Here is a 25,521-nt window from a genome sequence, read left to right as displayed (position 1 = left end):
GTCTACGTTTCGCGATCCGTGAAGGTGGCCGTACAGTAGGTGCTGGTGTTGTTGCTAAGATCTTCGACTAATTCATAACGAATTAAACGAAATCTTGCACTGTTCTTCTTTTTGAAGAAAGCGCATCGAAAAGGGAAGCTTAGGCTTCCCTTTTTCATTTCTAGATTACATTTAGTTATAAGTGTTGAAATAAAAGACGTCACTTTTTCGATTTAAAAACAGAGTTTTACCGGCTTTGTTTCTTAACGCTTTTACTCACCCCTCTTAACCCTTTGATCTTTTCCTGCAGCGGTAAAATCGTTATAACCAAATATTCTGAGCGGACACCATAATGCGACTGGTAACAAGAACTATTCTTGTTTATATTGTTTGTCACAGATTAGTTTTATAGGTTTTTTGAGTATGTACGTTTGTCTTTGCCATGGTGTCTCCGACAAAAAAATTAGGAAGTTGGCGATAGATGAAGGCGTAACAGATATTAAAGGAATCAAAAAGTGCACGGCATTGGGCAGCCAATGTGGTAAGTGCATCAGACAGGCCAAGGAAATTTTAGCGGAAACTAGTTACACGGAATTTAAACAAGCCAGCTAATTGCTGTAAGTATGCAGTAATTATTTGCCTTACATTTTGACACCTTCTCATTTGCTTCTACATTTAAATGAAGCCAAAGAGGAGGGTTTTGTCATGAAAGGCGATCCAATCATCATTCAACATCTCAATAAAGTGCTCGGTAACGAGCTCGTCGCTATTAATCAGTATTTTCTTCACGCCCGAATGTATAAAGACTGGGGCTTAAAGCACCTAGCAGACAAGGAATATCACGAATCTATCGATGAGATGAAGCATGCCGATCATCTAATTGAGCGTATTTTGTTCCTTGAAGGCCTACCGAACCTACAAGATTTAGGTAAGTTGATGATTGGTGAAGATACCAAGGAAATGCTCGAGTGTGATTTAAAGCTTGAAATGGCGGCTATTCCAGATTTAAAAGATGCGATTGCCTACGCTGAAGACATTCGAGATTATGTGTCTCGAGATCTCTTCCAAGATATTCTTGAAGATGAAGAAGAACATGTTGATTGGCTAGAGACGCAACTTGGCTTGATTGAAATGTCTGGTATTGAGAATTATCTCCAAGCGCAATACGTGGACGAAGAGTAACGATACTTTCTAAGTTTGCATACTCCAATAATAGTAAGAAGAAAGAGCACCTGACTCGAAAATCGGGTGCTTAACCCCGTTATCTGGTCTAATCTCTTTTATTATCGGCTTTTTAAGGATATTGCTCGCAATCTTGCCTATGAAGTTTGATTTCTATCCGATAGAATTTATGCCCCCTTACCTAAAAATAAAAAAGAGAAACGTCCATGTCTGAAGACAACCACCAAGCAGCCACTCCAGAAGAAGAACATCGCCAAAAAGCATTGGATTACCATGCTTATCCAACTCCAGGAAAGATTGCTGTCGAACTGACAAAGCCTGCGGAAACGGCGGGTGATCTTGCCCTTGCATATAGCCCTGGTGTTGCAGAGCCAGTGCGTGAAATCGCACAAAACCCGGATAACGTGTACAAGTACACTGCAAAAGGGAACATGGTTGCTGTTATTTCTAACGGTACCGCTATTCTAGGTCTAGGTAACCTAGGTCCACTTGCATCTAAGCCAGTGATGGAAGGTAAAGCGTTACTGTTTAAGCGTTTTGCAGGTCTTGACTCTATTGATATTGAAGTTAAGCACCGCACGATCGATGAATTTGTTGATACTGTTGCGAGCATTGCAGACACTTTTGGCGGTATCAACCTTGAAGATATTAAAGCACCAGACTGTTTTGAGATTGAAAAGCGTCTGATTGAACGTTGTGATGTACCAGTATTCCACGATGATCAACATGGTACTGCTATTGTAACGGCAGCGGGTATGCTGAATGCAATCGAACTTCAAGGTAAGAAACTTGAAGATTCAACAATTGTTTGTCTTGGCGCTGGCGCTGCCGCTGTAGCGTGTATGGAGCTTCTGATCAAATGCGGCGCAATGCGCGAAAAAATCTACATGCTAGATCGCAAAGGTGTGATTCACACTCGTCGTGATGATCTTAATGAATATAAGCAGCTATTTGCGAACAATACAGATAAGCGCACACTAGAAGACGTGATTGAAGGTGCAGATCTGTTCCTAGGTGTATCTGGTCCAAACCTATTGCCAGCGGAAGCGTTGAAGTTGATGGCAGATAAGCCAATCGTATTCGCATGTTCTAACCCGGATCCTGAAATCAAGCCGGAACTTGCTCACGCAGTTCGTGATGACTTGATCATGGGTACTGGCCGTAGTGATTATCCTAACCAAGTTAACAACGTATTGTGTTTCCCATTCATTTTCCGCGGTGCTCTTGATGTGCGTGCAAGTGAAATCAATGATGAAATGAAACTTGCAGCCGTTGAGGCGATTCGTGAGCTAGCAAAAGAGCCTGTACCTGAAGCCGTATTGAAGGCTGCAGGTGTTGATAAGCTAGAGTTTGGTGCGGACTATATTATTCCAAAACCAATGGATTCACGTTTGCTACCACGTGTTGCAAAAGCGGTCGCTCAGGCGGCGGTTAATTCAGGTGTAGCTCGTATCGAGATGCCTGAAAACTACATGGCAGAGTAATATATCTTTCAGATGTGATACACAAAAATGGGACGCTATTGCGTCCCATTTTTTATGTCATTCATTTGGCTCGAGGCAAGAGTTATTACCTGAAACCTCTTATCAGGCTTTTTTATTCTTCGTCGAATGACTCAAATTCGATGCCCATTTCCGTCATCAGCGCTTTTACTTCTGTTGGAATATCATCAGGACGGTCTTTACGAAGGTCTTCATCTGTCGGAAGTGGCTGACCTGTGTACGCGTGCAAAAATGCCTCGCATAGCAATTCGCTATTGGTTGCATGGCGTAAATTATTGATCTGACGGCGAGTACGCTCATCAGTTAGCACCTTTAAAACTTTTAGCGGGATAGAGACGGTAATTTTTTTTACTTGTTCGCTTTTTTTGCCGTGCTCTGCATATGGGCTAATGTATTCGCCATTCCAGTCAGCCATTGCACACCTTCATTTATGTAATCGGTTAAAAATAATTTAGGTGCTGATTTTAGCTGCATTTACCGCCATAAGCAAAGACATATAGACGTCTAGAAGTGTTGACGTCTCATTTTTTGACGAGTAAAGTGAACATAACAGCAAAGGAAGCGTGTTGATCACTTTATGTTACTCATTAGATATAGCGCATTCCTATTTAGAAGTCATTACCCGTGAAAGGATACACCCATGAGCACTCGCAAACCTGCGACCATTGCAGTACGCACTGGTATTGAATCAGACAGCCAATATCATGCTGTCGTTCCACCTATTTATCTTTCCACTAACTATGGTTTTCCTGCTTTTGGTGAAGTGCCCAAGTATGATTACACACGATCTGGTAATCCAAACCGCGGACTGTTGGAAAGTGCGCTATCTGAACTTGAGTCTGGAAAAGGAGCGGTTGTTACTAACTGCGGTACGTCGGCATTAAATTTATGGGTTTCCGCTTTTCTCGGCCCAGATGATCTCATTATTGCTCCTCACGATTGTTATGGTGGTACCTATCGTCTTTTTAATACCCGAGCTAACAAAGGCGATTTTAAGGTTCAGTTTGTCGATCAATCAGACGAACAGGCTTTAGATGCTGCATTGGCACAAAAACCAAAACTCATTTTGCTAGAAACTCCGTCAAACCCTCTGGTTCGCGTAGTGGATATTGCAGCTACTTGTGAAAAAGCGAAACAAGTCGGCGCGTTAGTTGCGGTGGACAATACCTTTTTGACACCCGTGTACCAAAAACCTTTAGAGCTAGGTGCGGATTTTGTTATCCACTCCACAACAAAGTACATCAACGGTCATTCGGACGTAATTGGTGGGGTAATCATCACCAACACAGAAGCGCATGCAGAAGAGCTTGCATGGTGGGGCAATTGTATTGGTGCAACGGGCACACCTTTCGATAGTTACATGACACTGCGAGGTATTCGTACGCTTGGTGCTCGTATGAAAGTACATGAAGAGAGCTCACAGCAGGTACTGGCTTACCTACAGAAACAAGCGTTAGTTAAAACTATCTATCATCCAAGCCTGCCGGAACATCCAGGTCACGACATTGCTAAAAAGCAGCAAACGGGCTTTGGCTCTATGTTGAGTTTTGAGTTTGCTGGTTCGTTTGAGCAGCTAAAGGTGTTTGTGAAAGAGCTCCAACTGTTTTCATTAGCTGAATCATTAGGTGGTGTAGAAAGTTTGATTTGCCACCCGGCATCCATGACTCACCGTGCAATGGGTGAGGAGGCACTGGCGGAGGCTGGGGTCTCTCATCAACTATTGCGTTTGTCTGTCGGTTTGGAAGATGCACAAGACCTCATCACAGATTTAGAACAAGCGTTCGCTAAAGCTACCCAGTAATAGGAGACGATAACAATGACTGTACAACGTCAGCTGCATAAGTTTGGTGGCAGTAGCTTAGCAAACCCAGAATGCTACTTACGCGTTGTGGGTATTCTCAAGGAGTATTCGACAGAAAATGATCTTGTGGTCGTCTCTGCTGCAGGAAAAACCACTAACCGCTTGATTGAGTTTTTGGAAGGGTTAAGTAAAGATGGCCGAATTGCGCATGAAGCGCTTCAAAGCTTGAGACAGTTCCAAACTGAGCTAATAGAAAGCTTGTTGGAGAGTGAAGCAAAAGAAGAGCTGTTAGCTTTATTACATGATGAGTTCAGTACTCTCTCGGAGCTGACTGCACCACTCACTAATGCGCAAAAAGCCGCGGTACTGGGGCACGGAGAAGTATGGTCTGCTCGCCTATTGGCCGCGTTATTATCTCAACGTTCTATCCCTGCGGTTGCACAAGATGCACGAGCGTTTTTACGTGCAGAAGCGGGAACTCAACCAGAGGTTGATCGCGCTCGTTCATACCCTTTAATTAAAGAGATCCTCGCGCAGCATAACCATAAACGTGTGGTAATTACTGGCTTTATGGCTCAGAACGAGGCAGGAGAAACCATCCTACTTGGTCGTAACGGCTCTGACTATTCTGCAACGGTCATAGGCGCGCTTGCTGAAGTCAGTACTGTCACGATTTGGAGTGATGTTGCTGGTGTTTATAGTGCCGATCCACGTTTGGTGTCTGACGCTTGTTTATTACCGTTACTTCGATTGGATGAAGCCAGTGAACTTGCTCGCTTAGCTGCCCCAGTGCTACACAGTCGTACGCTTCAGCCTGTGGCGCAAAGTACCATGGACCTTAATCTCAAGTGTAGCTATCTGCCAGAGTCGGGTTCTACTCGTATTGAGCGTGTATTGGCATCTGGTCGTGGCGCTAAAATTATTACTTCACTGGATGATGTTTTATTGGTGCAGTTGTCTTTCATGCATGGGCACGACTTCGAAAAAACACAGAGTGATGTATTACAAGCGTTGCAGCGCGCGCAATTAGGGCCACTGGCATTTGAAGCTCAATCCGATCAGCACACGCTACGCTTGGCTTACACCGCAGAAATCGCCGGTGGTGCATTGAAACACTTGCAAGAGCTTGCGGTAGAGGCAGAAATTAAGCTAAAAGAAGGTTACTCGCTCTTAGCTGCGGTAGGTGCAGGCGTTACGAAAAACGCCAATCATTGCTTTGGCTTTTATCAGAAGCTAAAGCACTCTCCGGTAGAATTTATCTCTGAAACAGACTCAGGACTGAGCCTAGTCGCTGTTTTGCGCCGTACTGATACCGAGGCGTTGGTTCAAACGATTCATAGCCAGTTGTTCCAAGCGCAAAAACGCGTGGCAGTGGCTTTATGTGGCAAGGGTAATATTGGTTCTAGTTGGTTAAATTTATTTGCGACGCAAAAAAGTGAGCTCGAAAAACGTCATGGTATGAGCTTTGATCTTGTCGCGGTTGTGGATAGCCAAACCTATTGGTTCGATGAGCAAGGTATTGAGGCGGCGAGTGTTGCTGAACGATTTGATGATGAAAGCATAGCAAACAATGGGGATTGGCTGGCACGTTTGGGAGCACTTAAAAGCTATGATGAAGCCGTCGTGCTTGATGTTACCGCGAGTAAAGAGTTAGCTCAGCGCTACGTAGAAATCGCACAGCAAGGCATTCATTTGATTTCCGCCAACAAAGTGGCCGGTTCCGCAGATAGTCAGTACTACCATCAGGTTCAAGATGCATTCGCTAAAATTGGTCGTCATTGGCTATACAACGCAACGGTTGGTGCTGGGTTACCGATAAACCATACCGTGCGAGATCTTCGTGAAAGTGGGGATGAAATCGTCGCTCTATCGGGGATTTTCTCGGGGACGTTATCATGGCTGTTCCAACAGTTTGATGGTTCTGTGCCATTTAATGATTTAGTCGATCTTGCTTGGCAGCAAGGGTTAACCGAACCTGACCCTCGTTCTGATTTAGATGGCTCCGATGTAATGCGTAAGTTAGTCATCTTGGCTCGAGAATCGGGCCTAGATATAGAACCAGACAGCGTTAAAGTTGAGTCTTTGGTGCCAGAAGAATTAAGAGAACTGAGCTTAGATGATTTCTTCGATAATGGAGCATTGTTGAGTGAAATACTTCAAGAGCGTCTGACAAAAGCACAGAGAAACGATCAAGTGCTTCGCTATGTGGCGCGTTTAGAAAAAAATGGTAAAGCAACGGTGGGAGTCGAAGCGTTATCTCGTGAGCACGCGCTCGCCAACTTATTGCCATGCGATAACATTTTTGCCATAGAGAGCAAGTGGTACAAAGATAACCCTCTGGTCATTCGAGGACCAGGCGCAGGCAGAGAAGTGACAGCCGGCGCTATTCAATCCGACCTCAACCGATTGGCTGGTTTATTTTAAAGTTGCGATTGACCTAAAAACCCTGGAATTAATCCAGGGTTTTTTATTCCCCTATCAGTGCCATACTGAAGTCATAACCCGTGCAAAATGGCGAGATGATGCTCAAGTAGAAACTTGAACTATCTTCATTATTAACTTGAGAAAAATTCATAATTACAAGGTTGACATTAAATCGTATTCAATACATTCTGTAGACATATAGACGTCTAAACGTCGATTTTAAGGATTTGTTTTCGTGGCGGAGTGCCGCAGGGAGAGTAAGATGGGATATACGCACGCAGGCCATATCGACGCCTTGAACCAGAATATTGCTGAGTTATCAGATAACATCAATGTATCGTTTGAGTTTTTTCCGCCAAGCAGCGCTAAGATGGAAGAAACACTTTGGAATTCAGTGCACCGTCTTAAAACGCTTCAACCTAAATTTGTTTCTGTGACTTACGGTGCGAACTCCGGCGAGCGTGACAGAACACACTCCATCATTAAAGAAATTAAAGCAACAACCGGATTGGTTGCCGCTCCCCATCTCACTTGTATTGATGCGACTCGTGAAGAGTTGATTAATATTGCCGATGATTATTGGAACAATGGTATTGAAAATATCGTCGCTCTGCGTGGTGATATTCCTCCAGGTGGCGGTGCGCCTGATATGTATGCCTCGGATTTGGTTGAGCTGCTGAAATCACGCCACGATTTCGATATCTCCGTTGCTGCATTCCCTGAGGTTCACCCTGAAGCTAAAAGCGCTCAGTCTGACTTATTGAACCTAAAACGTAAGGTAGATGCAGGTGCAAACCGTGCTATTACTCAGTTCTTTTTTGACGTTGAGTCTTACCTGCGATTCCGTGACCGTTGTGTCGCAGCAGGAATTGACGTAGAAATTGTGCCAGGAATTTTGCCTGTATCGAACTTTAAGCAAGCTTCTCGCTTTGCGGCACAGAACAACGTGAAAGTACCAGGATGGATGAGCAAACAATTCGATGGTTTGGATGATGATCCGGTGACTCGCCAGCTTGTAGGAGCTAGCCAAGCTATTGATATGGTGCGTGTACTGAGTCGTGAAGGGGTTAAGGACTTTCACTTCTACACACTAAACCGTGCAGAGATGACTTACGCGTTATGCCATACGTTGGGTGTTCGTCCTCGCGCAGTAGTCGGTGCGTAAATCTGGTTTCAAAAAGATAAAAGGCTTGCCAAGTGGCAAGCCTTTTTCGTTTTATCAAAGCAAAAGGAGTTTAACCAATCACTTCAAGTTCAGTTAGAACTTCTTCTGCCCAAGTGATCCAAGTTTCACGTAACAGAAGGTTACGGCGAAGCGTTAGACGTTCTAGGCGAGCTTGTTTATCTAAAGTTGACGGCGTTGCGTAGTAAGCCGCTTCAATTTCTTTGTAGTGAGAAACCAGTTTGCGAGACTCTTCAACTAGCTCGGCGAGTTGGTCACGGAATGGAGCTGCAGGTTGAACGGCACATGCCATCAATTTCGCTGAAAACTCATCACGAACTGTTGGGTGTGCAGTTGGTTGATCAAACCACTCTCCTAAAGCGCTGCGACCAGCGTCTGTAATGGAGTAAACCTTGCGGTCTGGTTTGCCTTCTTGGGGTTCTAATACGCAAGTAACCAGTTCTTTCTCAGCCATTTTGTTGAGTTCACGGTACACCTGTTGGTGGCTTGCTTTCCAGAAGTAACCGATGCTAGCAGAGAATTCTTTAGTGATATCGTAACCGGTTGCGTCGCGAGTGCTAAGAACAGTTAAGATTACGTGTGGTAATGACATGTCTTCAATCCAAATGGTCAATAAACTTGTAAACAAGCTACTTATACTTTCAGCTGCGCTCTTACTGGCACTTGAGTTTTTTAATGTATAAGTAGCACCAACAATGTTGGTCCTGTCACCTTAAAGCCGTTTATCACCTAGAGAGATGGGGAGTCCCATCAAGGCTGGAGCAGGTATGATTGGATTTATGAGCTCTCAGCAGGCAAGTAGTATATAAATAATAAGCATGAAGTGGAATAGTAGGACAAAATTACCCTAAAAAACTAACATAATAATCAATAGTGTTAACTTGTGGTTTTTTATTCTTTTATTTTGGTATTTTTTGGGTCTCTAGTGGTATATTTAACTGCCTTTGTTTTGGTGCGATTATCCTGTGATAAAAAAAAGCTGAGCATTTGCCCAGCTTTTTATTAAAAATGAAACGATTAGCCTGTGTTGCGCATACCAGCAGCAATACCAGCAATCGTCACCATCAACGCTTCTTCCAAGTTTGCAGAGGCTTCTTCGGTTTGACGCGTGCGGTATAGCAGCTCTGCTTGTAGCATATTCAATGGCTCAACGTAGATATTGCGTAAGCGAATCGACTCGAGTCCCCAAGGGTCATGCTGCATCAAGTTTTCATTGTTCTCTACATTCAGTACCGCTTTGATGTCTTCTTGAAGCTGAGCACGAAGTTTTTCACCGAGTGGACGGAGCGACTCATCCACCAATCGCTCATCGTAGTAGCGAGAGATATCAATATTACACTTCGAGTACACCATCTCTAGCATGCCGAGACGAGTAGAGAAAAACGGCCATTCGCGGCACATCTCTTCGAGCAATGCTTGGTGGCCTTTATCGATCGAGTATTGAATCGCTTCACCTGCGCCTAGCCATGCAGGAAGTACCAAACGGTTTTGACTCCATGAGAAGATCCACGGGATTGCACGTAAGCTTTCTACTCCGCCCTTAGGGTTGCGTTTTGCAGGACGAGAACCAAGTGGCAACTTGCCGAGTTCGAGTTCTGGTGTTGCTTGGCGGAAGTAAGGCACGAAATCTGGCTCGCCACGAACCACATTTCGGTAAGACTCACAGCTTACTTCTGATAGCACTTCCATCAAGTCGCGCCATTCTTGTTTTGGCTCTGGTGGCGGTAACAAGTTGGCTTCCAGAATCGCACTTGCGTATAGGTTAAAGCTGTTTACTGCGACATCTGGGAGTCCCAGTTTAAAGCGGATCATCTCGCCTTGCTCTGTTACACGTAAACCGCCTTTCAAGCTTTTTGGTGGTTGCGACAAAAGCGCAGCATGCGCAGGTGCGCCACCGCGACCGACTGTGCCCCCACGACCATGGAATAAAGTTAGCTCAACGCCTTCTTCTTCAGCTACTTTAACTAACGATTCCATCGCATGATACTGAGCCCAACCTGCAGACATAACACCTGCATCTTTCGCTGAGTCAGAGTAACCAATCATGACCATCTGGTGGTTTTGGATAAAACCACGGTAAAGGTCAATCCCCATAAGCTGCTTGATGACCGATTCTGCGTTGTTCAAATCGTCTAGCGTTTCGAACAGAGGACACACATCCATGCGGTAAGGGCAACCAGCTTCTTGTAGCAGTAGATGAACGGCTAGTACGTCAGAGGCGGTACGTGCCATTGAAATAACGTAAGCGCCAAACGCTTCACGCGGTTGTGCTGCAACAATCTTACAGGTATCCAAAACCTCTTTGACGGGTTCAGACGGTTCCCAATCACGAGGGAGAAGCGGACGTTTAGATGCCAGCTCGTTAGTTAGAAAAGCAATCTTATCTTGCTCACTCCATTGTTCGTAATCACCAATACCTAAGTAGCGAGTTAGTTCAGACAAGACGTCTGAGTGACGCGTGCTCTCTTGGCGGATATCAAGACGTACAAGATGGATACCAAATGCTTTTACGCGGCGTAGTGTATCCAGTAGTGAGCCGTTGGCTATTACACCCATGCCACATTCGTTTAGTGACTGGTAGCAGGCATACAGCGGTTCCCAAAGTTGCTCGACTTTTTGCAGTGGTGCTTTAACGGCCAGTTTTTGACCGTGGATCTTAGCATCGAGAATATCTTTGGTTTCATTGAGCAGAGTACGTAATTGCTTCAGGATCGCACGGTATGGTTCGTGCTGATCTTCGCCAGCAAGTTCACGGACTTGATCGTTTGAAACTGTCATAGACAGCTCGCTGATCAACTCGTTGATGTCATTGAGATAAAGATCGGCGGCTTTCCAACGAGACAAAAGTAAGACTTCACGCGTAACGTTGTGAGTAACAAACGGGTTACCGTCACGGTCACCGCCCATCCAAGAGGAGAAGTGCACTGGGCGAGCATCAATGGGTAAACCTTCTCCAAGGTAAGATTTTAGACGGTCATTCATCTCACGTAGGAAGTCCGGTACTGCTTCCCATAGAGAGTTTTCAACGACCGCAAAGCCCCACTTTGCTTCATCCAACGGAGTAGGGCGTTGTTGTCGAATCACGTCTGAATGCCAGCCTTGGGCAATCAGTTGCTCTAGGCGGCGTTCGGTTTTTCTGCGCTCTTTAGAAGAAAGATCGCTTAGCTCCAACTTTGATAAGCACTCGTTTATCTTGACCAGTTTGTTGATCATCGTACGGCGCGTAATTTCTGTTGGGTGAGCCGTCAATACCAATTCAATATTTAGATCACGAACCGCTTGGGCAGTGTCCAGTTTGCTCACATCGTTTTGTACCAGTTTAGAAAACAGCGAGTTAATCGCGTCTGGTTCACAAATGTGCTCTTCACAATGGCGTGAAATCGTGTGGTATTGCTCAGCGATATTGGTGAGGTTTAGAAATTGGTTAAACGCGCGAGTAACGGGCGTTAGCTGCTCATCAGGTAGATGTTTGATTTCTTCGATCAAGCTGTCCCTGTCTGCTTGATTCCCTGCTTGAGCTGATTTGGATAATTTACGAATGGTTTCCACTTTCTCGAAGATTTCTTCGCCATGGGCATCGCGAATGGTGTTACCCAATAAGTGGCCTAACATGCGCACATTACTTTTGAGTGCGGCGTATTTCTCGTTCATTGTCGTCCTGCCTCGTAAAAAAACTACATCCATTGTCCTTGTTAAGACTCCAATCTAGCGAAAAGCACCAGTTATAGTCAAATAAAGCAGACTAAGTTTGCAATTATTCCGCTGTCTCCTGATTTAGAGCAAATTTACGGCAGCCATAGAGTAAGAAGTGAAAATTAATTACAAAATAACAAGTTAAATAAGTGTTAAGACTAACGCTAAATTGTGAAGATAAAAAGATGCAGCTCAATCGAGCTGCACAGACTTTCGAGCTTAAACGCGTATTAACAGCAGTACTTGACCATCGCCTTTGAAAGCACATCAATTGTGGGGTCGATAAAGTCGAAGGATAGAAACTCATCCGGTTGATGGGCTTGGTCGATTGACCCAGGGCCGAGCACCAAGGTTGGACACAACTGCTGTAGAAATGGTGCTTCAGTACAGTAGTTCACGGTTTCTGAACTGGTTTGGCAGATCTCTTCAACACCACCGATAAATGGGTGGTCATGTTGGCATTCGTAACCCGGAATAGGCTCATGCAATGGAATAATCTCCAGTCTCCCAGGCCATTTCGCTTCGACTTCTTTTAATGCTCCGCGCAACATGTTCTCTAAACCATCAAGGCTAATGCCGGGAAGAGGACGCACGTCGTAATGCAGTTCGCAGCAACCACAAATACGGTTAGCGCTGTCACCACCGTGAATGTGTCCAAGATTTAGGGTTGGGCTTGGAATGGCAAAACCCGGATGGTGATATTCTTTAATCAATTTGTCACGCAGTTGCATCATGGCGAACATGACTTCATGCATGATCTCAATAGCGTTAACGCCAAGCGCTGGGTCCGATGAGTGACCGGACTTGCCTGTTACGCGAATGGCATTTGCCACATGCCCTTTATGACCTCGAATTGGTACAAGGCTGGTGGGTTCACCAATGATGCAGTAATCCGGCTTAAATGGGGCGTTTGCTGTGAAATGTCGCGCGCCCAACATGGTGGTCTCTTCGTCACAAGTGGCTAATACGTAAAGTGGTTTGCTCTGCTTGCTCCAATCGACTTTCTTCACTGCTTCATAAATAAAGGCGAAAAAGCCTTTCATGTCTGCTGTGCCTAAGCCGTAGAAGCGGTTGTCTTTTTCCGTCAGTTTATGCGGATCAAAATTCCATCGCCCTTGATCGAATGGCACGGTATCACTATGGCCAGCAAGTAAAAGGCCACCTTCACCCTCACCCATACGTGCGATCATATTGTGCTTGCCTGGCTCGACTTCGATCACTTCAACGCTAAAACCCAGATCTTTAAACCAAGATGCGAGTTTTTCGATGACTTTTGCATTGCCCTGATCCCAGCTCGGATCCGTGGAGCTGATAGAAGAGGTGCTGATGAGTCCTTCATAGACCTCTAGAAAAGTTGGTAATTGCATGGATTCTTCAAATCTCCTGTTGACAGACAGACTACAAAAATGTAAAACACATATTAAATCATATTTAATGAATAAAAAATCAAAATAAAGCAAAAATTAAATATGAATAGTCATTTGAGCCTTTAAGTATATGGATGTCACACAATGCTAAAAACCACGATTATTGGAGCCAGCGGTTACACCGGCGCAGAGTTAGCGTTAATGGTTAATAAACACCCACAACTCACGCTATCAGGTTTATACGTTTCCGCCAACAGTGTTGATGCGGGAAAGAGCATCGCGCAGCTACACGGTAAGCTAGCGGGCATCATTGATATGCCAGTTTTACCACTAACGGATCCACTGCAAATCGCTCAAGAATCGGACGTGGTGTTTTTGGCAACGGCTCACGAAGTCAGCCATGATTTAGCCCCAACTTTCTTGGAGGCAGGCTGTCAGGTATTCGATTTATCGGGTGCATTCCGTGTGAAAAGTGAAGGCTTTTACGACACTTTTTATGGCTTCGCACATCAACATAACAACTGGCTAGATAAAGCAGCATACGGCTTAGCTGAGTGGAACCAAGAATCAATAAAAACCACTCCTTTGATTGCAGTAGCAGGTTGCTACCCAACCGCTTCACAGCTTGCAATCAAACCTTTATTAGAACATGCGTTGCTCGATACCAACCAATGGCCAGTGATCAACGCAACCAGTGGTGTATCAGGTGCAGGGCGTAAAGCCTCCATGGTTAACAGCTTCTGTGAAGTGAGCTTGCAACCTTATGGTGTATTTAACCATCGTCACCAGCCAGAGATTGCTCAGCACTTGGGTTGCGATGTGATTTTTACTCCGCACCTCGGCAACTTTAAACGCGGCATTCTTGCCACTATCACCATGAAGCTTGCGCAAGGTGTGACAGAAGCACAAGTGGCACAGGCGTTTGAACAAGCTTATCAAAGCAAGCCTGCGGTGCGTCTTAAAGGCGACGGTATTCCACGTATTCAGGATGTCGAAAATACCCCTTTCTGTGATATCGGCTGGAAGGTACAAGGCGAACACATCATTGTGATTTCAGCTATCGACAACCTACTTAAAGGTGCATCGAGTCAAGCGATGCAATGTCTCAATATTCATTACGGTTACCCAGAACTGACAGCGTTGCTGTAGTCGTTGAAAGAGGGAAATGCGATGACGCAAACCAATCAAGCTCCTTTAGTCATTAAGCTAGGTGGTGCAGCTCTATCATGCACTCAAACCTTAAGCCAACTTTTTGGTGCCATTGCGGCTTACCAAAAATCGGCACAGCGACAAATCGCCATCGTTCATGGCGGTGGCTACCTAGTTGATGAGTTGATGGCAAAGCTTCAGCTTGAAACCGTAAAGAAAAACGGTTTACGCGTAACGCCTTACGAGCAAATTCCTGTGATTGCAGGCGCGCTTGCAGGCACTGCGAATAAGTTACTTCAAGGTCAAGCGATTGCGGACGGTCTTAACGCTGTGGGCCTTAGCCTTGCGGATGGTGGTTTGTGTCTTGTTGAAGAACTTGACCCAGAACTCGGCGCGGTAGGCAAAGCATCACCGGGTGACTCAGCACTATTACAAGCGGTGCTAAACACAGGTGCACTGCCGATCATCAGTTCAATTGGTTTAACCAAAGATGGCCAGATGATGAATGTGAATGCTGATCAAGCAGCAGTCGCGGTTGCGGGCGCATTAGATGCGGAGTTAGTCCTGTTATCAGACGTGAGTGGTGTACTAGATGGAAAAGGCCATTTGATCAAAACCCTGTCAGAGCAGCAAGCTAACTCGTTGATCGATGGACATGTGATCACCGATGGCATGATCGTCAAAGTTAAAGCCGCTTTGGAGGCCGCCAATGATCTTGGCCGTCCAATTGAAGTCGCGACCTGGCGTTACCCAGAAAAATTAGCACAGTTATTCGCTGGTGAAAGTATTGGTACTCAATTCTTGCCTCAATAAGCATCAGCAAAAGAATTCAATATTAGGAAGTCGTAGTTGGCACTGACCGCCGAGCGCAGCGCCAGTTAAGTTTGGAGAAAAAACATGAGCAAAGTGAACGTAAATAAAGTGGTAGTCGCATACTCAGGCGGTCTAGATACTTCAGTAATTATCCCGTGGCTAAAAGAGAACTACGACTGTGAAGTAGTGGCTTTCGTTGCCGATGTTGGTCAAGGTGCCGAAGAGCTAGAAGGCATTGAAGCGAAAGCAAAAGCCTCCGGTGCTTCTGAATGCTACATCGCTGACCTGAAAGAAGAAATGGTCGCAGACTACATTTACCCAACGCTAAAAACCGGCGCGTACTACGAAGGTAAGTACCTGCTAGGTACATCAATGGCGCGTCCAATCATTGCTAAAGCGCAGGTTGAAGTGGCACGTAGAGTGGGCGCGGATGCACTGTGTCATGGCTGTACAGGTAAAGGTAACGACCAAGTGCGTTTCGAAGGTGCATTCGCAGCACTAGCACCGGACTTACAAGTGATTGCACCTTGGCGTGAGTGGGACCTAGTGAGCCGTGAAGAGTGTTTGGATTACCTCGCTGAGCGTAACATTCCTTGCTCTGCGTCTCTTACTAAGATCTATTCACGTGATGCAAACGCATGGCACATTTCGACGGAAGGCGGCGTTTTAGAAGATACGTGGAACGCACCAAACGAAGACTGCTGGGTGTGGACTGTCGACCCAGAGCAAGCGCCAAATGAAGCGGAATACGTCACGCTGAAAGTAGAAAAAGGTGAAGTGGTCGAAGTTGATGGTGAAGCGATGACACCATACAACGCACTGGTTTACCTAAACGAGAAGGGCGCTAAGCACGGTGTTGGCCGTATCGATATCGTGGAAAACCGTCTTGTTGGAATGAAGTCTCGTGGTTGCTATGAAACACCGGGAGGCACCATCATGATGGAAGCGCTGCGCGCTGTAGAGCAGCTTGTGCTAGACAAATCATCATTCGAGTTCCGTGAGGAGCTAGGTCTAAAAGCGTCTCACCTTGTATACGATGGCCGTTGGTTTACGCCACTATGTAAATCGATCCTTGCTGCTTCAGAAGAGCTAGCGCAAGACGTTAACGGTGAAGTGGTTGTTAAGCTTTACAAAGGTCAAGCGACAGTCACGCAAAAACGTTCTGACAACAGCTTGTATTCAGAAGAGTTCGCGACTTTTGGTGAAGATGAAGTTTACGACCAAAGCCATGCAGGTGGGTTCATCCGTCTTTACTCGCTATCAAGCCGTATTCGTGCATTGAACAGCCAGAAGAAATAATCCCTTAACATCCATCTTGGATTGAATAAAGACCCGCCATTTATAGGCGGGTCTTTTGGTTTCTAAAAGCGGGTACCTAAATTTGGCTTGAATATATATGTAAAAATATTGAATTTATACTTTATTTTTTGTCGAAATTGCCGTAACGTTGACCCATAAGAAAAAGTGAGCAAATGACCATCAAATTGGTTACTACTCATTCGAGAACGTTAGAGTAAGCAATAGTCATCAGGAGAGACGCAATGGCATTATGGGGCGGAAGATTTACCCAAGCGGCAGACACCAGATTTAAAGAGTTCAATGATTCGTTGCGTTTTGACTACCGATTGGCTGAGCAAGACATCGTAGGTTCAATCGCATGGTCTAAAGCTCTGCTTTCTGTTGATGTGCTATCGGCAGAAGAACAGCAAAAACTGGAACTTGCTTTAAATGAGCTGAAGTTAGAAGTGATGGAAGACCCTCACCAAATTCTTCGCTCTGATGCAGAAGATATCCACTCTTGGGTTGAACAGCAGCTAATCAGTAAAGTGGGAGATTTAGGTAAAAAACTCCACACTGGGCGTTCTCGGAATGACCAAGTCGCCACAGACTTGAAACTTTGGTGTCGTCAGCAAGGTCAGCAATTATTGATTGCTTTAGATCGCCTACAAGCACAAATGGTCCATGTTGCTAAACAGCACCAAGGCACCGTATTGCCAGGCTATACTCATCTTCAGCGTGCTCAACCTGTAACCTTTGCTCACTGGTGCTTGGCTTATGTTGAAATGTTCGAGCGTGACTACTCTCGTCTGAATGATGCCTTACAGCGTCTCGACACTTGTCCACTTGGCTCGGGTGCTTTAGCGGGAACGGCTTATCCGATTGATCGCGAACAATTAGCACATAATCTCGGTTTCCACCGTGCTACGCGTAATTCACTCGATTCGGTTTCAGATCGTGATCATGTGATGGAACTGATGTCGGTGGCGTCGATTTCTATGCTGCACCTTTCTCGTCTTGCAGAAGATATGATCTTCTACAATTCAGGCGAGTCAAACTTCATTGAGTTAGCGGATACGGTGACATCTGGTTCGTCATTAATGCCACAGAAGAAAAACCCAGATGCACTTGAGTTGATCCGTGGTAAGACAGGGCGTGTCTATGGCGCATTATCGAGCATGATGATGACAGTTAAAGCCTTGCCATTGGCGTACAACAAAGACATGCAGGAAGATAAAGAAGGGTTGTTTGACGCTTTAGATACATGGAACGACTGCATGGAAATGGCAGCTCTGTGTTTTGACGGTATTAAAGTGAATGGCGAGCGCACACTAGAAGCGGCGAAACAAGGTTACGCAAACTCGACGGAGTTAGCTGATTACCTAGTGGCGAAAGGCATCCCATTCCGTGAAGCTCACCACATCGTCGGTGTCGCGGTCGTTGGTGCTATTGCTAAAGGTTGTGCGCTAGAAGAGCTGTCTATCGAAGAGTTAAAAGCCTTCTCAGAAGTCATTGAAGCGGATGTGTATGACATTCTGACTATCGACTCGTGTTTGGAAAAGCGTTGTGCTTTGGGTGGTGTTTCGCCTCACCAGGTCGCTTACGCGGTAGAACAAGCGGATAAGCGCCTGAGCCAGCGTGACAGCTCGGCGGTGAAAGTGCGTCCTGCACGTTTGACGGACATTGAAACGTTGGAAGGTATGGTTGCTTACTGGGCGAACCTTGGTGAGAATCTTCCGCGCTCTCGTAATGAGCTCGTGAGAGATATTGGCTCTTTCGCGGTGGCTGAGCATCATGGTGAAGTGACGGGTTGCGCTTCTCTATATGTGTATGACTCAGGGTTGGCTGAAATACGCTCTCTTGGTATCGAAGCGGGCTGGCAAGGCCAAGGGCAGGGCAGTGCGATTGTGAACTATTTGGTTGAGAAAGCGCGCCAGATGGCGATCAAGAAAGTCTTTGTTCTAACGCGAACGCCTGAGTTCTTTATGAAGCAAAGCTTTTTACCGACATCGAAGTCATTACTGCCGGAGAAAGTTCTGAAAGATTGCGATCAGTGCCCACGTCAACATGCATGTGATGAGGTAGCGCTTGAGATCAATTTAATGGAGCAAGTGATCCAAAAAACGCATGTGGCATGAACTGAAGTTGTGGAGTGATTTTATTAGCATTCAATGACATAGTCATTTTCCTGTTTACTTACATCAGTATTCGCTAAAAAAATCGAAAAAATTTGGAACCTTTGAGAGGAAGCCCGGTCTATTAAAGTACCACTGCTTTTTCTTAGAAGAATCTAAGAGAGCCCCAGAACTGACATTGGTTTTGGGGCTTTTTTCTATCTGTCACTTTTCTCTTTTTTATTCGCCTTTTTTTGTCCCTTTCGACGTTGCCAAGGCAAGATGACAAAACGCATCCATAAGTGTAGAAACAACAAAACGTTGAAAGCGAAGCCGGCAAAGATCAAAGCGATCGACTCGATGCTTTGTGGTTCATCTTTGAGCGTAAACCACCACACAATCCAACACAGTACAGAAAGTACCGTCAATTGATCCAAGCATCGTTGGCAACGTCCAAGTTTTTTCCAAAACCAATGTTCCTCGCAGCGGCGACAAGTCATAGTGTTTTCCAAACCATTAGTGTTGCTTCAGATTATATATCTAACTAAATGGTGGAAAGCGTTTCTTACACGGGCTTAGAGCGCCATGACACAACCAAAAATGGAAAGTTAGCTTTGTAAAAGCTTTGTGGCACGTAATTGATGTATGGTGCGCTGTCAGTCTTTAACAGGAAATATAATGATGTCGACAGAGTTGAAACTTGCGCTGAGTATCGCTGGTGGGTTCTTTATGATCGGTGTTGTCGCGATTTGTATGGTCAGCCGCTATGCAATGATGGCAGCGTAAGAGAGATTTCATTGCGCCGAAGTAGTAAAGCAAAGCCTCGTTGATGACGAGGCTTTGCTTTATATTTAGATAGAAGCCTGAAAGCGTTAGCAGCCAGGGCCGCAGTCAAGACAATGTTTCACCATTTCTGGCCCTAAGTGTAGTTTTGCATTCAAATCACGTAGAGCGGTGCGGACGCCTTCTTCAATCACTGGGTGATAGAAGGGCATATCTAACATCTCAGAAATCGTCATCCTATTTTGGTGCGCCCATGCTAAAAGGTGAGCAAGATGCTCTGCATTCGGGCCCATCATTTCTGCACCTAAAAAACGTCCAGTGCCTTGCTCTCCGTAGACATGCAGAATGCCTTTATTACGAAGCATGACGCGCGAACGTCCTTGATTTTCAAACGAGACTTCACCGGTTGCGAAACATCCACATGTGCCTAGACGTGTTTCTAGTTGTTTATATGTTTCGCCAACCATAGCAATTTGAGGGTCGGAGAACACGGCTGAAATTGGTGAGCGACGCAGACCCGCACGAATATCTGGGAAACGGCCTGCGTTGTCTCCAGCAATACGGCCTTGGTCAGCGGCTTCGTGCAGCAGTGGAATTTGGTTACTTGCATCACCTGCGATGAAGATGCTCTCTACCGAAGTTTGCAATGTATAGTGATCCGCCGTTGGTACGCCACGTTCATCGAGCGCCACATTGGTGTTCTCGATCGCCAGCTTATCGACGTTTGGACGACGACCCGTTGCGGCCAATACGTAATCGACAACGAAAGTTTCTAATTCGCCATCATGGTTGATGAATTGGATTTCGACCTTGTCTTCGCCGTCATTGTCTGACGAAGCAATGCGTTTCATGCTTTCGACTTTTACATCTGCATCAAGGTAGAACTCTTCCTTAAAGGCTTTATCTGCATACGCCATCACCTCTGGGTCTGTCAGTGGGCCCACTTGTCCTCCAAGGCCAAAGAGCTTCACGTTCACTCCTAGGCGGTGTAAAGCCTGACCCAATTCAAGGCCGATGACTCCTGGGCCAAATACTGCCACGGACTCTGGTAAGTCATCCCAGTCAAATACATCATCGTTAATCACTAGGCGATCACCCAGTTCATTCCAAGCTGCCGGATATGTCGGACGAGATCCTGTCGCAATAACAATGCGCTGTGCGGTGACCTGAGTATGATCATCTATGATGAGAGTGTGGTCATCGGCAAACTTCGCGTAGCCCGATAGTTTGTCTTCAGCGGGAATATCATCGACACTTTCAAGCACAAAGCCAACAAAACGATCGCGTTCGCGCTTTACACGATCCATAACTTCTCGTCCGTTAATTAGTACTTCACCTTGCGGGTGTATCCCAAATCCAGGTGCTTTTTCGATTTGATGAACACTTTCTGCTGCCGCAATTAACAGCTTAGACGGCATGCATCCGACACGAGCACAGGTTGTTCCGTAGGGACCGCCCTCAATCATTACCACGCTGTTGGTATGAGCTTTTGCTGCTCGATAAGCACCAAGACCAGCCGTCCCGCCACCAATAATCGCTACGTCGACATTAACTTGTTTCATCGTGAACTCTCGCTTTTGTTTTAAGCCAAGCTAGCTACATTGAGCTTGGAGAGTGAATTGGATAGTTGAATCTGGATAAGTAGTCACCTTATTGGCAGATAACTACTTATCTAGACTAGTAGAAGAAGTGGTTTAGGGTTGGCCTCCGAGCCAAAAGGCACCGGAGACCGAGGGTGTAGGCTATGGACAGCTTAGCCTAGATACGCTTCTAGCTCTTCGCTACCGCCGATGTGCTTGCCACCGATAAAAACTTGTGGAACAGTCGTGCGACCAGATATAGCTCGTAGACTAACTGTTGTTGCGTCTTTACCCAGAATCACTTCTTCATATTGAAGACCGTGGTCAATCAGATTTTGTTTCGCTTTCATACAGAAAGGGCAGCCTGGTTTAGTGAACACCGTGATGGATTCTTGCGTTTTGTAGTCAGGCGCTATGTAGTTCAGCATCGTATCTGCGTCTGACACCTTGAATGGGTCGCCTGGTTCGTTTGGCTCAATGAACATTTTTTCCACTACGCCATCTTTTACTAGCATGCTGTAACGCCATGAACGTTTGCCAAAGCCGATGTCGTTTTTATCCACTAACATACCCATGCCATCGGTGAATTCACCATTACCATCCGGGATGAAGGTAATGTTTTCTGCTTCTTGGTCTTGTTTCCATGCATTCATCACGAACGTATCATTGACCGAGACACAAATAATCTCATCCACTCCGTGCTCTTTAAATACAGGGAACAATTCGTTGTAACGAGGTAGATGGCTTGATGAACATGTTGGAGTAAATGCACCCGGTAAGCTAAATACGATAACGGTCTTACCTTTAAATAGCTCATCGGTCGTTACATTCACCCAAGCGTCACCTTGACGAACTGGAAAAGTAACTTGAGGGACTTGTTGACCTTCTTTAGATACAAACATAATGATTTCCTTTAACTATTTTAAATTATGCGTATAGAGCTTAGCGTTTTTCGTCGCTCTGTTTCGTTTTGTTGAGCCCATTATTGTAAAAATCCTTTGATAGCTCTAATCGTTTGGTGTTATGGTTTTGATAGGTATTAGCTATTGTTAAAGAAGCGAAGCGTGAATTATGAATATTCGAGATTTTGAGTACTTAGTTGCACTTGCGGAACATAAGCACTTTCGCAAAGCGGCAGAGGCATGTTTTGTTAGCCAGCCAACATTGAGTGGGCAAATTCGTAAACTAGAGGATGAACTCGGGACCACGCTTTTAGAGCGAAGCAGCCGACGTGTTTTGTTTACCGATTCAGGGTTACAGCTGGTGGAGCAGGCTAAACGCATCTTAAGTGAAGTGAAAACCTTCAGAGATATGGCAAGCGGTCAAAGCGGAGCCATGACTGGACCGATGCATATTGGTTTCATCCCGACGGTTGGGCCTTATCTATTACCCAAAATTCTGCCGCAGATAAAAGAAGCATTTCCTGAGTTGGAACTATTTCTGCACGAAGCTCAAACACATCAATTAGTGCGTCAATTGGAAGAAGGCAAACTAGATTGCTTAGTTTTAGCTTCGGTTGATGAAACTGCGCCATTTAAAGAGATCGAAGTGTATCAAGAGCCATTAAGTGTCGCAGTGCCATGTGACCACGAGTGGGCCTCTCTCGACCATGTTGATATGTTGGAGCTGAATGGTAAAACCGTTTTAGCGTTGGGAGACGGCCACTGTCTGCGAGATCAAGCGTTAGGTTTTTGTTTTGCCGCTGGTGCAAAAGACGATGAGCGTTTTAAAGCCACCAGCTTGGAGACGTTACGCAATATGGTTGCTGCCGGTGCGGGGATTACGTTATTGCCTCAGCTTTCTATCCCTAATGAGAAGCAAAAAGATGGCGTATGCTACGTACCAGCTGTTAACCCAACCCCCTCGCGTAATATCGTGCTCGTATACCGTCCGGGCTCACCATTACGAGCTAGGTTTGAAGCTTTAGCAGCGAAGATTAAAGAGGTGTTGGCTTCTTATCCATCATTGAATGCTGCAGCATAAAAAGCAGAAATAAAAAAGGGAGAGCTTGATGCTCTCCCTTGTGCTTTTGTGATTTAGAACAGTTCTTCTGCGCCAGAGCCTGAAGAATAAATACTATCTTCTAAACGGTCGCCAGCGTATTCGGTAGGCTCCGTGCCTTTTTCAAAGTATTCGAACATTGATGTGCTATCTACCTTGTGCGTTAGCATACCGCTGTTGCGATCAATACGAACTCGAATAATATCCTCTGGAATATTTTTACCTTGCTCCGGCGTCCCTTCTAGCGCAACACGCATGAAGTCAATCCAAGCTGGCTCTGCGGTTTTCGCACCCGACTCGGCACCAGAAATTTGGCCTTGCCCTAGGTTGCTGTTAACGGTGGTGCGGCCAAGTGCACGTGAGTGATCATCAAAGCCAACCCAAGCTATGGCAACGACACCAGGTCCATAGCCATTGTACCAAGCATCCTTGGAATCATTCGTTGTACCCGTTTTACCCCCGATATCACGACGACCAAGTTTTTGCGCGCGCCAGCCTGTACCATTCCAACCTGTGCCTTCACGCCAGTTACCGCCACCCCAAATGTTGCTGTACATCATCTCACGCATTAAGAATGCATTCTGTTCAGAGATAACTTGCGGTGCATATTGAGGTTCATCATTTTCAAGGGCATTGTCTGTTGCAAGGCCATCAATCGCGACGTCTTGTTCGCCAAATTCATCAGCGTAGCGATTTTCTGGCTGCTCGCTCATTTGCGGACAATCCTTATGACAAACACTCTTTGGATTGGCTTTAAACAGTACTTCACCGAATGCATCTTCCACGCGTTCTACATAGAATGGTTCAACGTAATAACCACCGTTCGCAAACACAGAGTAACCTTGTGCCACTTTCATTGGTGTTAAGCTGCCAGCTCCGAGTGCGATGGTCTCAGAGCGTGGTACTTGGTTAATATCAAAACCGAAACGAGTAAGGTACTGACGTGTCTCCTCGAGGCCAACTTCACGGAGTGTACGCACTGCCATGACGTTTTTTGATTGAGCTAAGCCGAGGCGAAGACGCGTTGGACCACCATAAGTCGGTGGTGAGTTTTTTGGTCGCCAAGCTGAACCAGAACCTGCATCCCACTTGTTAATCGGCGCATCGTTAATCAAAGTGGCTAGAGTTAGTCCTTTGTCAATTGCTGCCGAGTAGATGAAAGGCTTGATACTTGAACCAACCTGACGCACTGACATGGTTGCACGGTTAAACTTGCTGTGAACAAAGTTGAAACCACCAACCAGCGACAATATCGCGCCATTTTCTGGGTTCATCGCAACAAACGCGGTGTTTGCTGTCGGCACTTGGCTCAGTTTCCAGCTCAGTGTTGTGTTGTCATCTTCATCGGTTTCACTTACTTCGCGAACCCAAACTTGTTGACCTGTCGCTAGCACATCATGCGCTGACTTTGGTGTTGAGCCTTGGCGGTTATCAGTAATGTACTTACGCGCCCAGTGCATTCCAGTCCAAGGGATGGTTTGCTCTTCATGGTTCTTAACCCATACTTGTGCCGTCTTATCATCGACTTTCGTCACAACCGCAGGGTAAAGGTCACCATAAGTTGGCTGTTTCTTCAGGTGCTTTTCTATTTGCTCATTGTCCCAGGCCGCTTCCCCTTCTTTCCAAAGCACACTTTCTGCACCACGGTAGCCATGACGTTCATCGTATGACAAGAGGTTATTTACCGCAGACGTATTTGCAGCATCTTGCAGTTTAGAATCCACAGTCATGTAGATATTCAAGCCAGAGGTGTAAGCTTCTTCTTCACCGTATTCTTTTACTGCCCATGCACGAGCCAACTCTGCTACGTAAGGTGCGGAAAGCTCAATCTCAGCGCTATGATAACGCGCCACGATAGGTTCATTGCGTGCTTCGTCATACTGCTCTTGTGTAATGTATTTCTCATCAAGCATTCGCATTAATACAACGTTACGGCGTTTTGTTGCGCGCTCAAGAGAGTAAATTGGGTTCATGGTTGATGGCGCTTTTGGCATACCAGCGAGTGTTGCAATCTCACTTAACGTCAATTCATCAAGGCTCTTGCCAAAATACACTTGAGCGGCAGCACCAAAGCCATATGAGCGGTAACCAAGGAAGATTTTATTAACATAAAGCTCCATGATTTCTTGCTTACTTAAAAGCTGCTCAATATGGATAGCAATAAAAATCTCTTTAATCTTACGCATGATCTTCTTCTCATTAGATAAGAAGAAGTTACGAGCTAGCTGTTGCGTAATCGTACTTGCACCCTGTTTAGCCGAGCCTGAAACCGCAACAACAACAGCTGCACGAGTGATGCCGATAGGGTCGATACCAGGATGCTCGTAGAAACGGCTATCTTCGGTTGCGATGAGCGCGTGAATTAAGTCTTGAGGAATTTCGTCATAAGTAACAGGAATACGACGCTTTTCACCGAACTGTGCGATCAGCTTCCCGTCTTGACTAAACACCTTCATAGGTGTTTGTAATTCAACGTCTTTTAGAGTTGCAACATCTGGCAATTCAGGCTTCACGTACTGATAGAAGCCAAATATTGTGGTGACTCCAAGAATTATGCAAATCAATGTTAAAAATAATAAACGCTTTATGAACTTCACCGGAGAATCCCTGATTGGTTGAGGCTGTGTAACGGCAAACCCTTGTACTCTTAGGTCAAAAATTTAGCACATAAG

The 25,521-nt window shown here is 45.6% G+C and carries 19 protein-coding genes and 1 pseudogene; 12 read left to right on the top strand and 8 right to left on the bottom strand.

The window, feature by feature from the left end; all coding sequences use genetic code 11:
• The 4 genes and pseudogenes from R7P64_RS22865 to R7P64_RS22850 form a co-directional block, all read left to right on the top strand.
• A pseudogene (locus R7P64_RS22865) lies at nucleotides 1–71 on the top strand (elongation factor Tu); the annotation flags it as partial.
• A 331-nt stretch (nucleotides 72–402) separates the two neighbouring features.
• Nucleotides 403–591: a (2Fe-2S)-binding protein gene (locus tag R7P64_RS22860; protein WP_005381360.1), complete on the top strand. Its 189-nt coding sequence runs from the start codon at nucleotides 403–405 to the stop codon at nucleotides 589–591.
• Nucleotides 592–684: 93 nt separating this feature from the next.
• A complete protein-coding gene (gene bfr / locus R7P64_RS22855; RefSeq protein WP_005381359.1) occupies nucleotides 685–1,161 on the top strand; it encodes a bacterioferritin in 477 nt (158 codons plus the stop codon).
• Between the two features lie 206 nt (nucleotides 1,162–1,367).
• Nucleotides 1,368–2,645, top strand: coding sequence for a malic enzyme-like NAD(P)-binding protein (locus tag R7P64_RS22850; RefSeq protein WP_005381358.1), 1,278 nt, complete (start codon nucleotides 1,368–1,370; stop codon nucleotides 2,643–2,645).
• A 112-nt stretch (nucleotides 2,646–2,757) separates the two neighbouring features.
• Here R7P64_RS22850 and metJ read toward each other — a convergent pair whose 3' ends face one another.
• A complete protein-coding gene (metJ, locus tag R7P64_RS22845; protein WP_005381353.1) occupies nucleotides 2,758–3,078 on the bottom strand; it encodes a met regulon transcriptional regulator MetJ in 321 nt (106 codons plus the stop codon).
• 225 nt (nucleotides 3,079–3,303) lie between these two features.
• Here metJ and R7P64_RS22840 point away from each other — a divergent pair, with 225 nt between their 5' ends.
• From R7P64_RS22840 to metF, 3 genes are all read left to right on the top strand, one after another.
• Nucleotides 3,304–4,464, top strand: a complete 1,161-nt coding sequence (locus tag R7P64_RS22840; protein ID WP_005381350.1) for an O-succinylhomoserine (thiol)-lyase — start codon at nucleotides 3,304–3,306, stop codon at nucleotides 4,462–4,464.
• Between the two features lie 15 nt (nucleotides 4,465–4,479).
• Nucleotides 4,480–6,888, top strand: coding sequence for a bifunctional aspartate kinase/homoserine dehydrogenase II (locus R7P64_RS22835; protein ID WP_318124005.1), 2,409 nt, complete (start codon nucleotides 4,480–4,482; stop codon nucleotides 6,886–6,888).
• Between the two features lie 262 nt (nucleotides 6,889–7,150).
• Nucleotides 7,151–8,053: a methylenetetrahydrofolate reductase gene (gene metF / locus R7P64_RS22830; RefSeq protein WP_005381345.1), complete on the top strand. Its 903-nt coding sequence runs from the start codon at nucleotides 7,151–7,153 to the stop codon at nucleotides 8,051–8,053.
• 70 nt (nucleotides 8,054–8,123) lie between these two features.
• Here the strand turns inward: metF and R7P64_RS22825 are convergent, their stop codons facing one another.
• The 3 genes from R7P64_RS22825 to argE form a co-directional block, all read right to left on the bottom strand.
• Nucleotides 8,124–8,663: a PadR family transcriptional regulator gene (locus R7P64_RS22825; RefSeq protein ID WP_005382791.1), complete on the bottom strand. Its 540-nt coding sequence runs from the start codon at nucleotides 8,661–8,663 to the stop codon at nucleotides 8,124–8,126.
• 425 nt (nucleotides 8,664–9,088) lie between these two features.
• Nucleotides 9,089–11,722 (bottom strand): phosphoenolpyruvate carboxylase, encoded by a 2,634-nt coding sequence (gene ppc, locus R7P64_RS22820; protein WP_005381336.1) that lies wholly within the window; start codon nucleotides 11,720–11,722, stop codon nucleotides 9,089–9,091.
• A 272-nt stretch (nucleotides 11,723–11,994) separates the two neighbouring features.
• Entirely contained in the window at nucleotides 11,995–13,131 is a 1,137-nt protein-coding gene (gene argE, locus R7P64_RS22815) for an acetylornithine deacetylase (protein ID WP_005381335.1), read from the bottom strand.
• A 144-nt stretch (nucleotides 13,132–13,275) separates the two neighbouring features.
• Between argE and argC the strand changes: the two genes are divergently transcribed.
• The 4 genes from argC to argH all read left to right on the top strand — a co-directional run bounded on the left by argC (nucleotide 13,276) and on the right by argH (nucleotide 18,509).
• Nucleotides 13,276–14,280: an N-acetyl-gamma-glutamyl-phosphate reductase gene (argC, locus tag R7P64_RS22810; RefSeq protein ID WP_213894360.1), complete on the top strand. Its 1,005-nt coding sequence runs from the start codon at nucleotides 13,276–13,278 to the stop codon at nucleotides 14,278–14,280.
• Between the two features lie 21 nt (nucleotides 14,281–14,301).
• Nucleotides 14,302–15,093, top strand: coding sequence for an acetylglutamate kinase (gene argB, locus R7P64_RS22805; RefSeq protein WP_137282407.1), 792 nt, complete (start codon nucleotides 14,302–14,304; stop codon nucleotides 15,091–15,093).
• An 84-nt stretch (nucleotides 15,094–15,177) separates the two neighbouring features.
• The gene (locus R7P64_RS22800; protein WP_318124003.1) at nucleotides 15,178–16,392 is read left to right on the top strand and encodes an argininosuccinate synthase; all 1,215 of its coding nucleotides are present in this window, start codon (nucleotides 15,178–15,180) and stop codon (nucleotides 16,390–16,392) included.
• 242 nt (nucleotides 16,393–16,634) lie between these two features.
• Nucleotides 16,635–18,509, top strand: a complete 1,875-nt coding sequence (gene argH / locus R7P64_RS22795) for an argininosuccinate lyase (RefSeq protein ID WP_005381331.1) — start codon at nucleotides 16,635–16,637, stop codon at nucleotides 18,507–18,509.
• Between the two features lie 194 nt (nucleotides 18,510–18,703).
• Here argH and R7P64_RS22790 read toward each other — a convergent pair whose 3' ends face one another.
• From R7P64_RS22790 to R7P64_RS22780, 3 genes are all read right to left on the bottom strand, one after another.
• A complete protein-coding gene (locus R7P64_RS22790; protein WP_137282406.1) occupies nucleotides 18,704–18,985 on the bottom strand; it encodes a DUF3624 domain-containing protein in 282 nt (93 codons plus the stop codon).
• Between the two features lie 372 nt (nucleotides 18,986–19,357).
• Entirely contained in the window at nucleotides 19,358–20,830 is a 1,473-nt protein-coding gene (locus tag R7P64_RS22785; protein WP_154204991.1) for a dihydrolipoyl dehydrogenase, read from the bottom strand.
• Nucleotides 20,831–21,021: 191 nt separating this feature from the next.
• Entirely contained in the window at nucleotides 21,022–21,750 is a 729-nt protein-coding gene (locus R7P64_RS22780; protein WP_053350732.1) for a redoxin family protein, read from the bottom strand.
• 169 nt (nucleotides 21,751–21,919) lie between these two features.
• Here R7P64_RS22780 and oxyR point away from each other — a divergent pair, with 169 nt between their 5' ends.
• A complete protein-coding gene (oxyR, locus tag R7P64_RS22775) occupies nucleotides 21,920–22,831 on the top strand; it encodes a DNA-binding transcriptional regulator OxyR (protein WP_005381326.1) in 912 nt (303 codons plus the stop codon).
• A 53-nt stretch (nucleotides 22,832–22,884) separates the two neighbouring features.
• Here oxyR and R7P64_RS22770 read toward each other — a convergent pair whose 3' ends face one another.
• The gene (locus tag R7P64_RS22770) at nucleotides 22,885–25,446 is read right to left on the bottom strand and encodes a penicillin-binding protein 1A (RefSeq protein WP_005381325.1); all 2,562 of its coding nucleotides are present in this window, start codon (nucleotides 25,444–25,446) and stop codon (nucleotides 22,885–22,887) included.
• Nucleotides 25,447–25,521: the final 75 nt, after the last annotated feature.

The organism is Vibrio sp. 2304 (assembly GCF_033339475.1).
In the GTDB taxonomy this organism is placed as follows: Bacteria; Pseudomonadota; Gammaproteobacteria; order Enterobacterales; family Vibrionaceae; genus Vibrio; species Vibrio alginolyticus.
The sequence above is the reverse complement of the archived record's forward strand: the minus strand, read 5'-3'. Positions and strand labels throughout refer to the sequence as shown.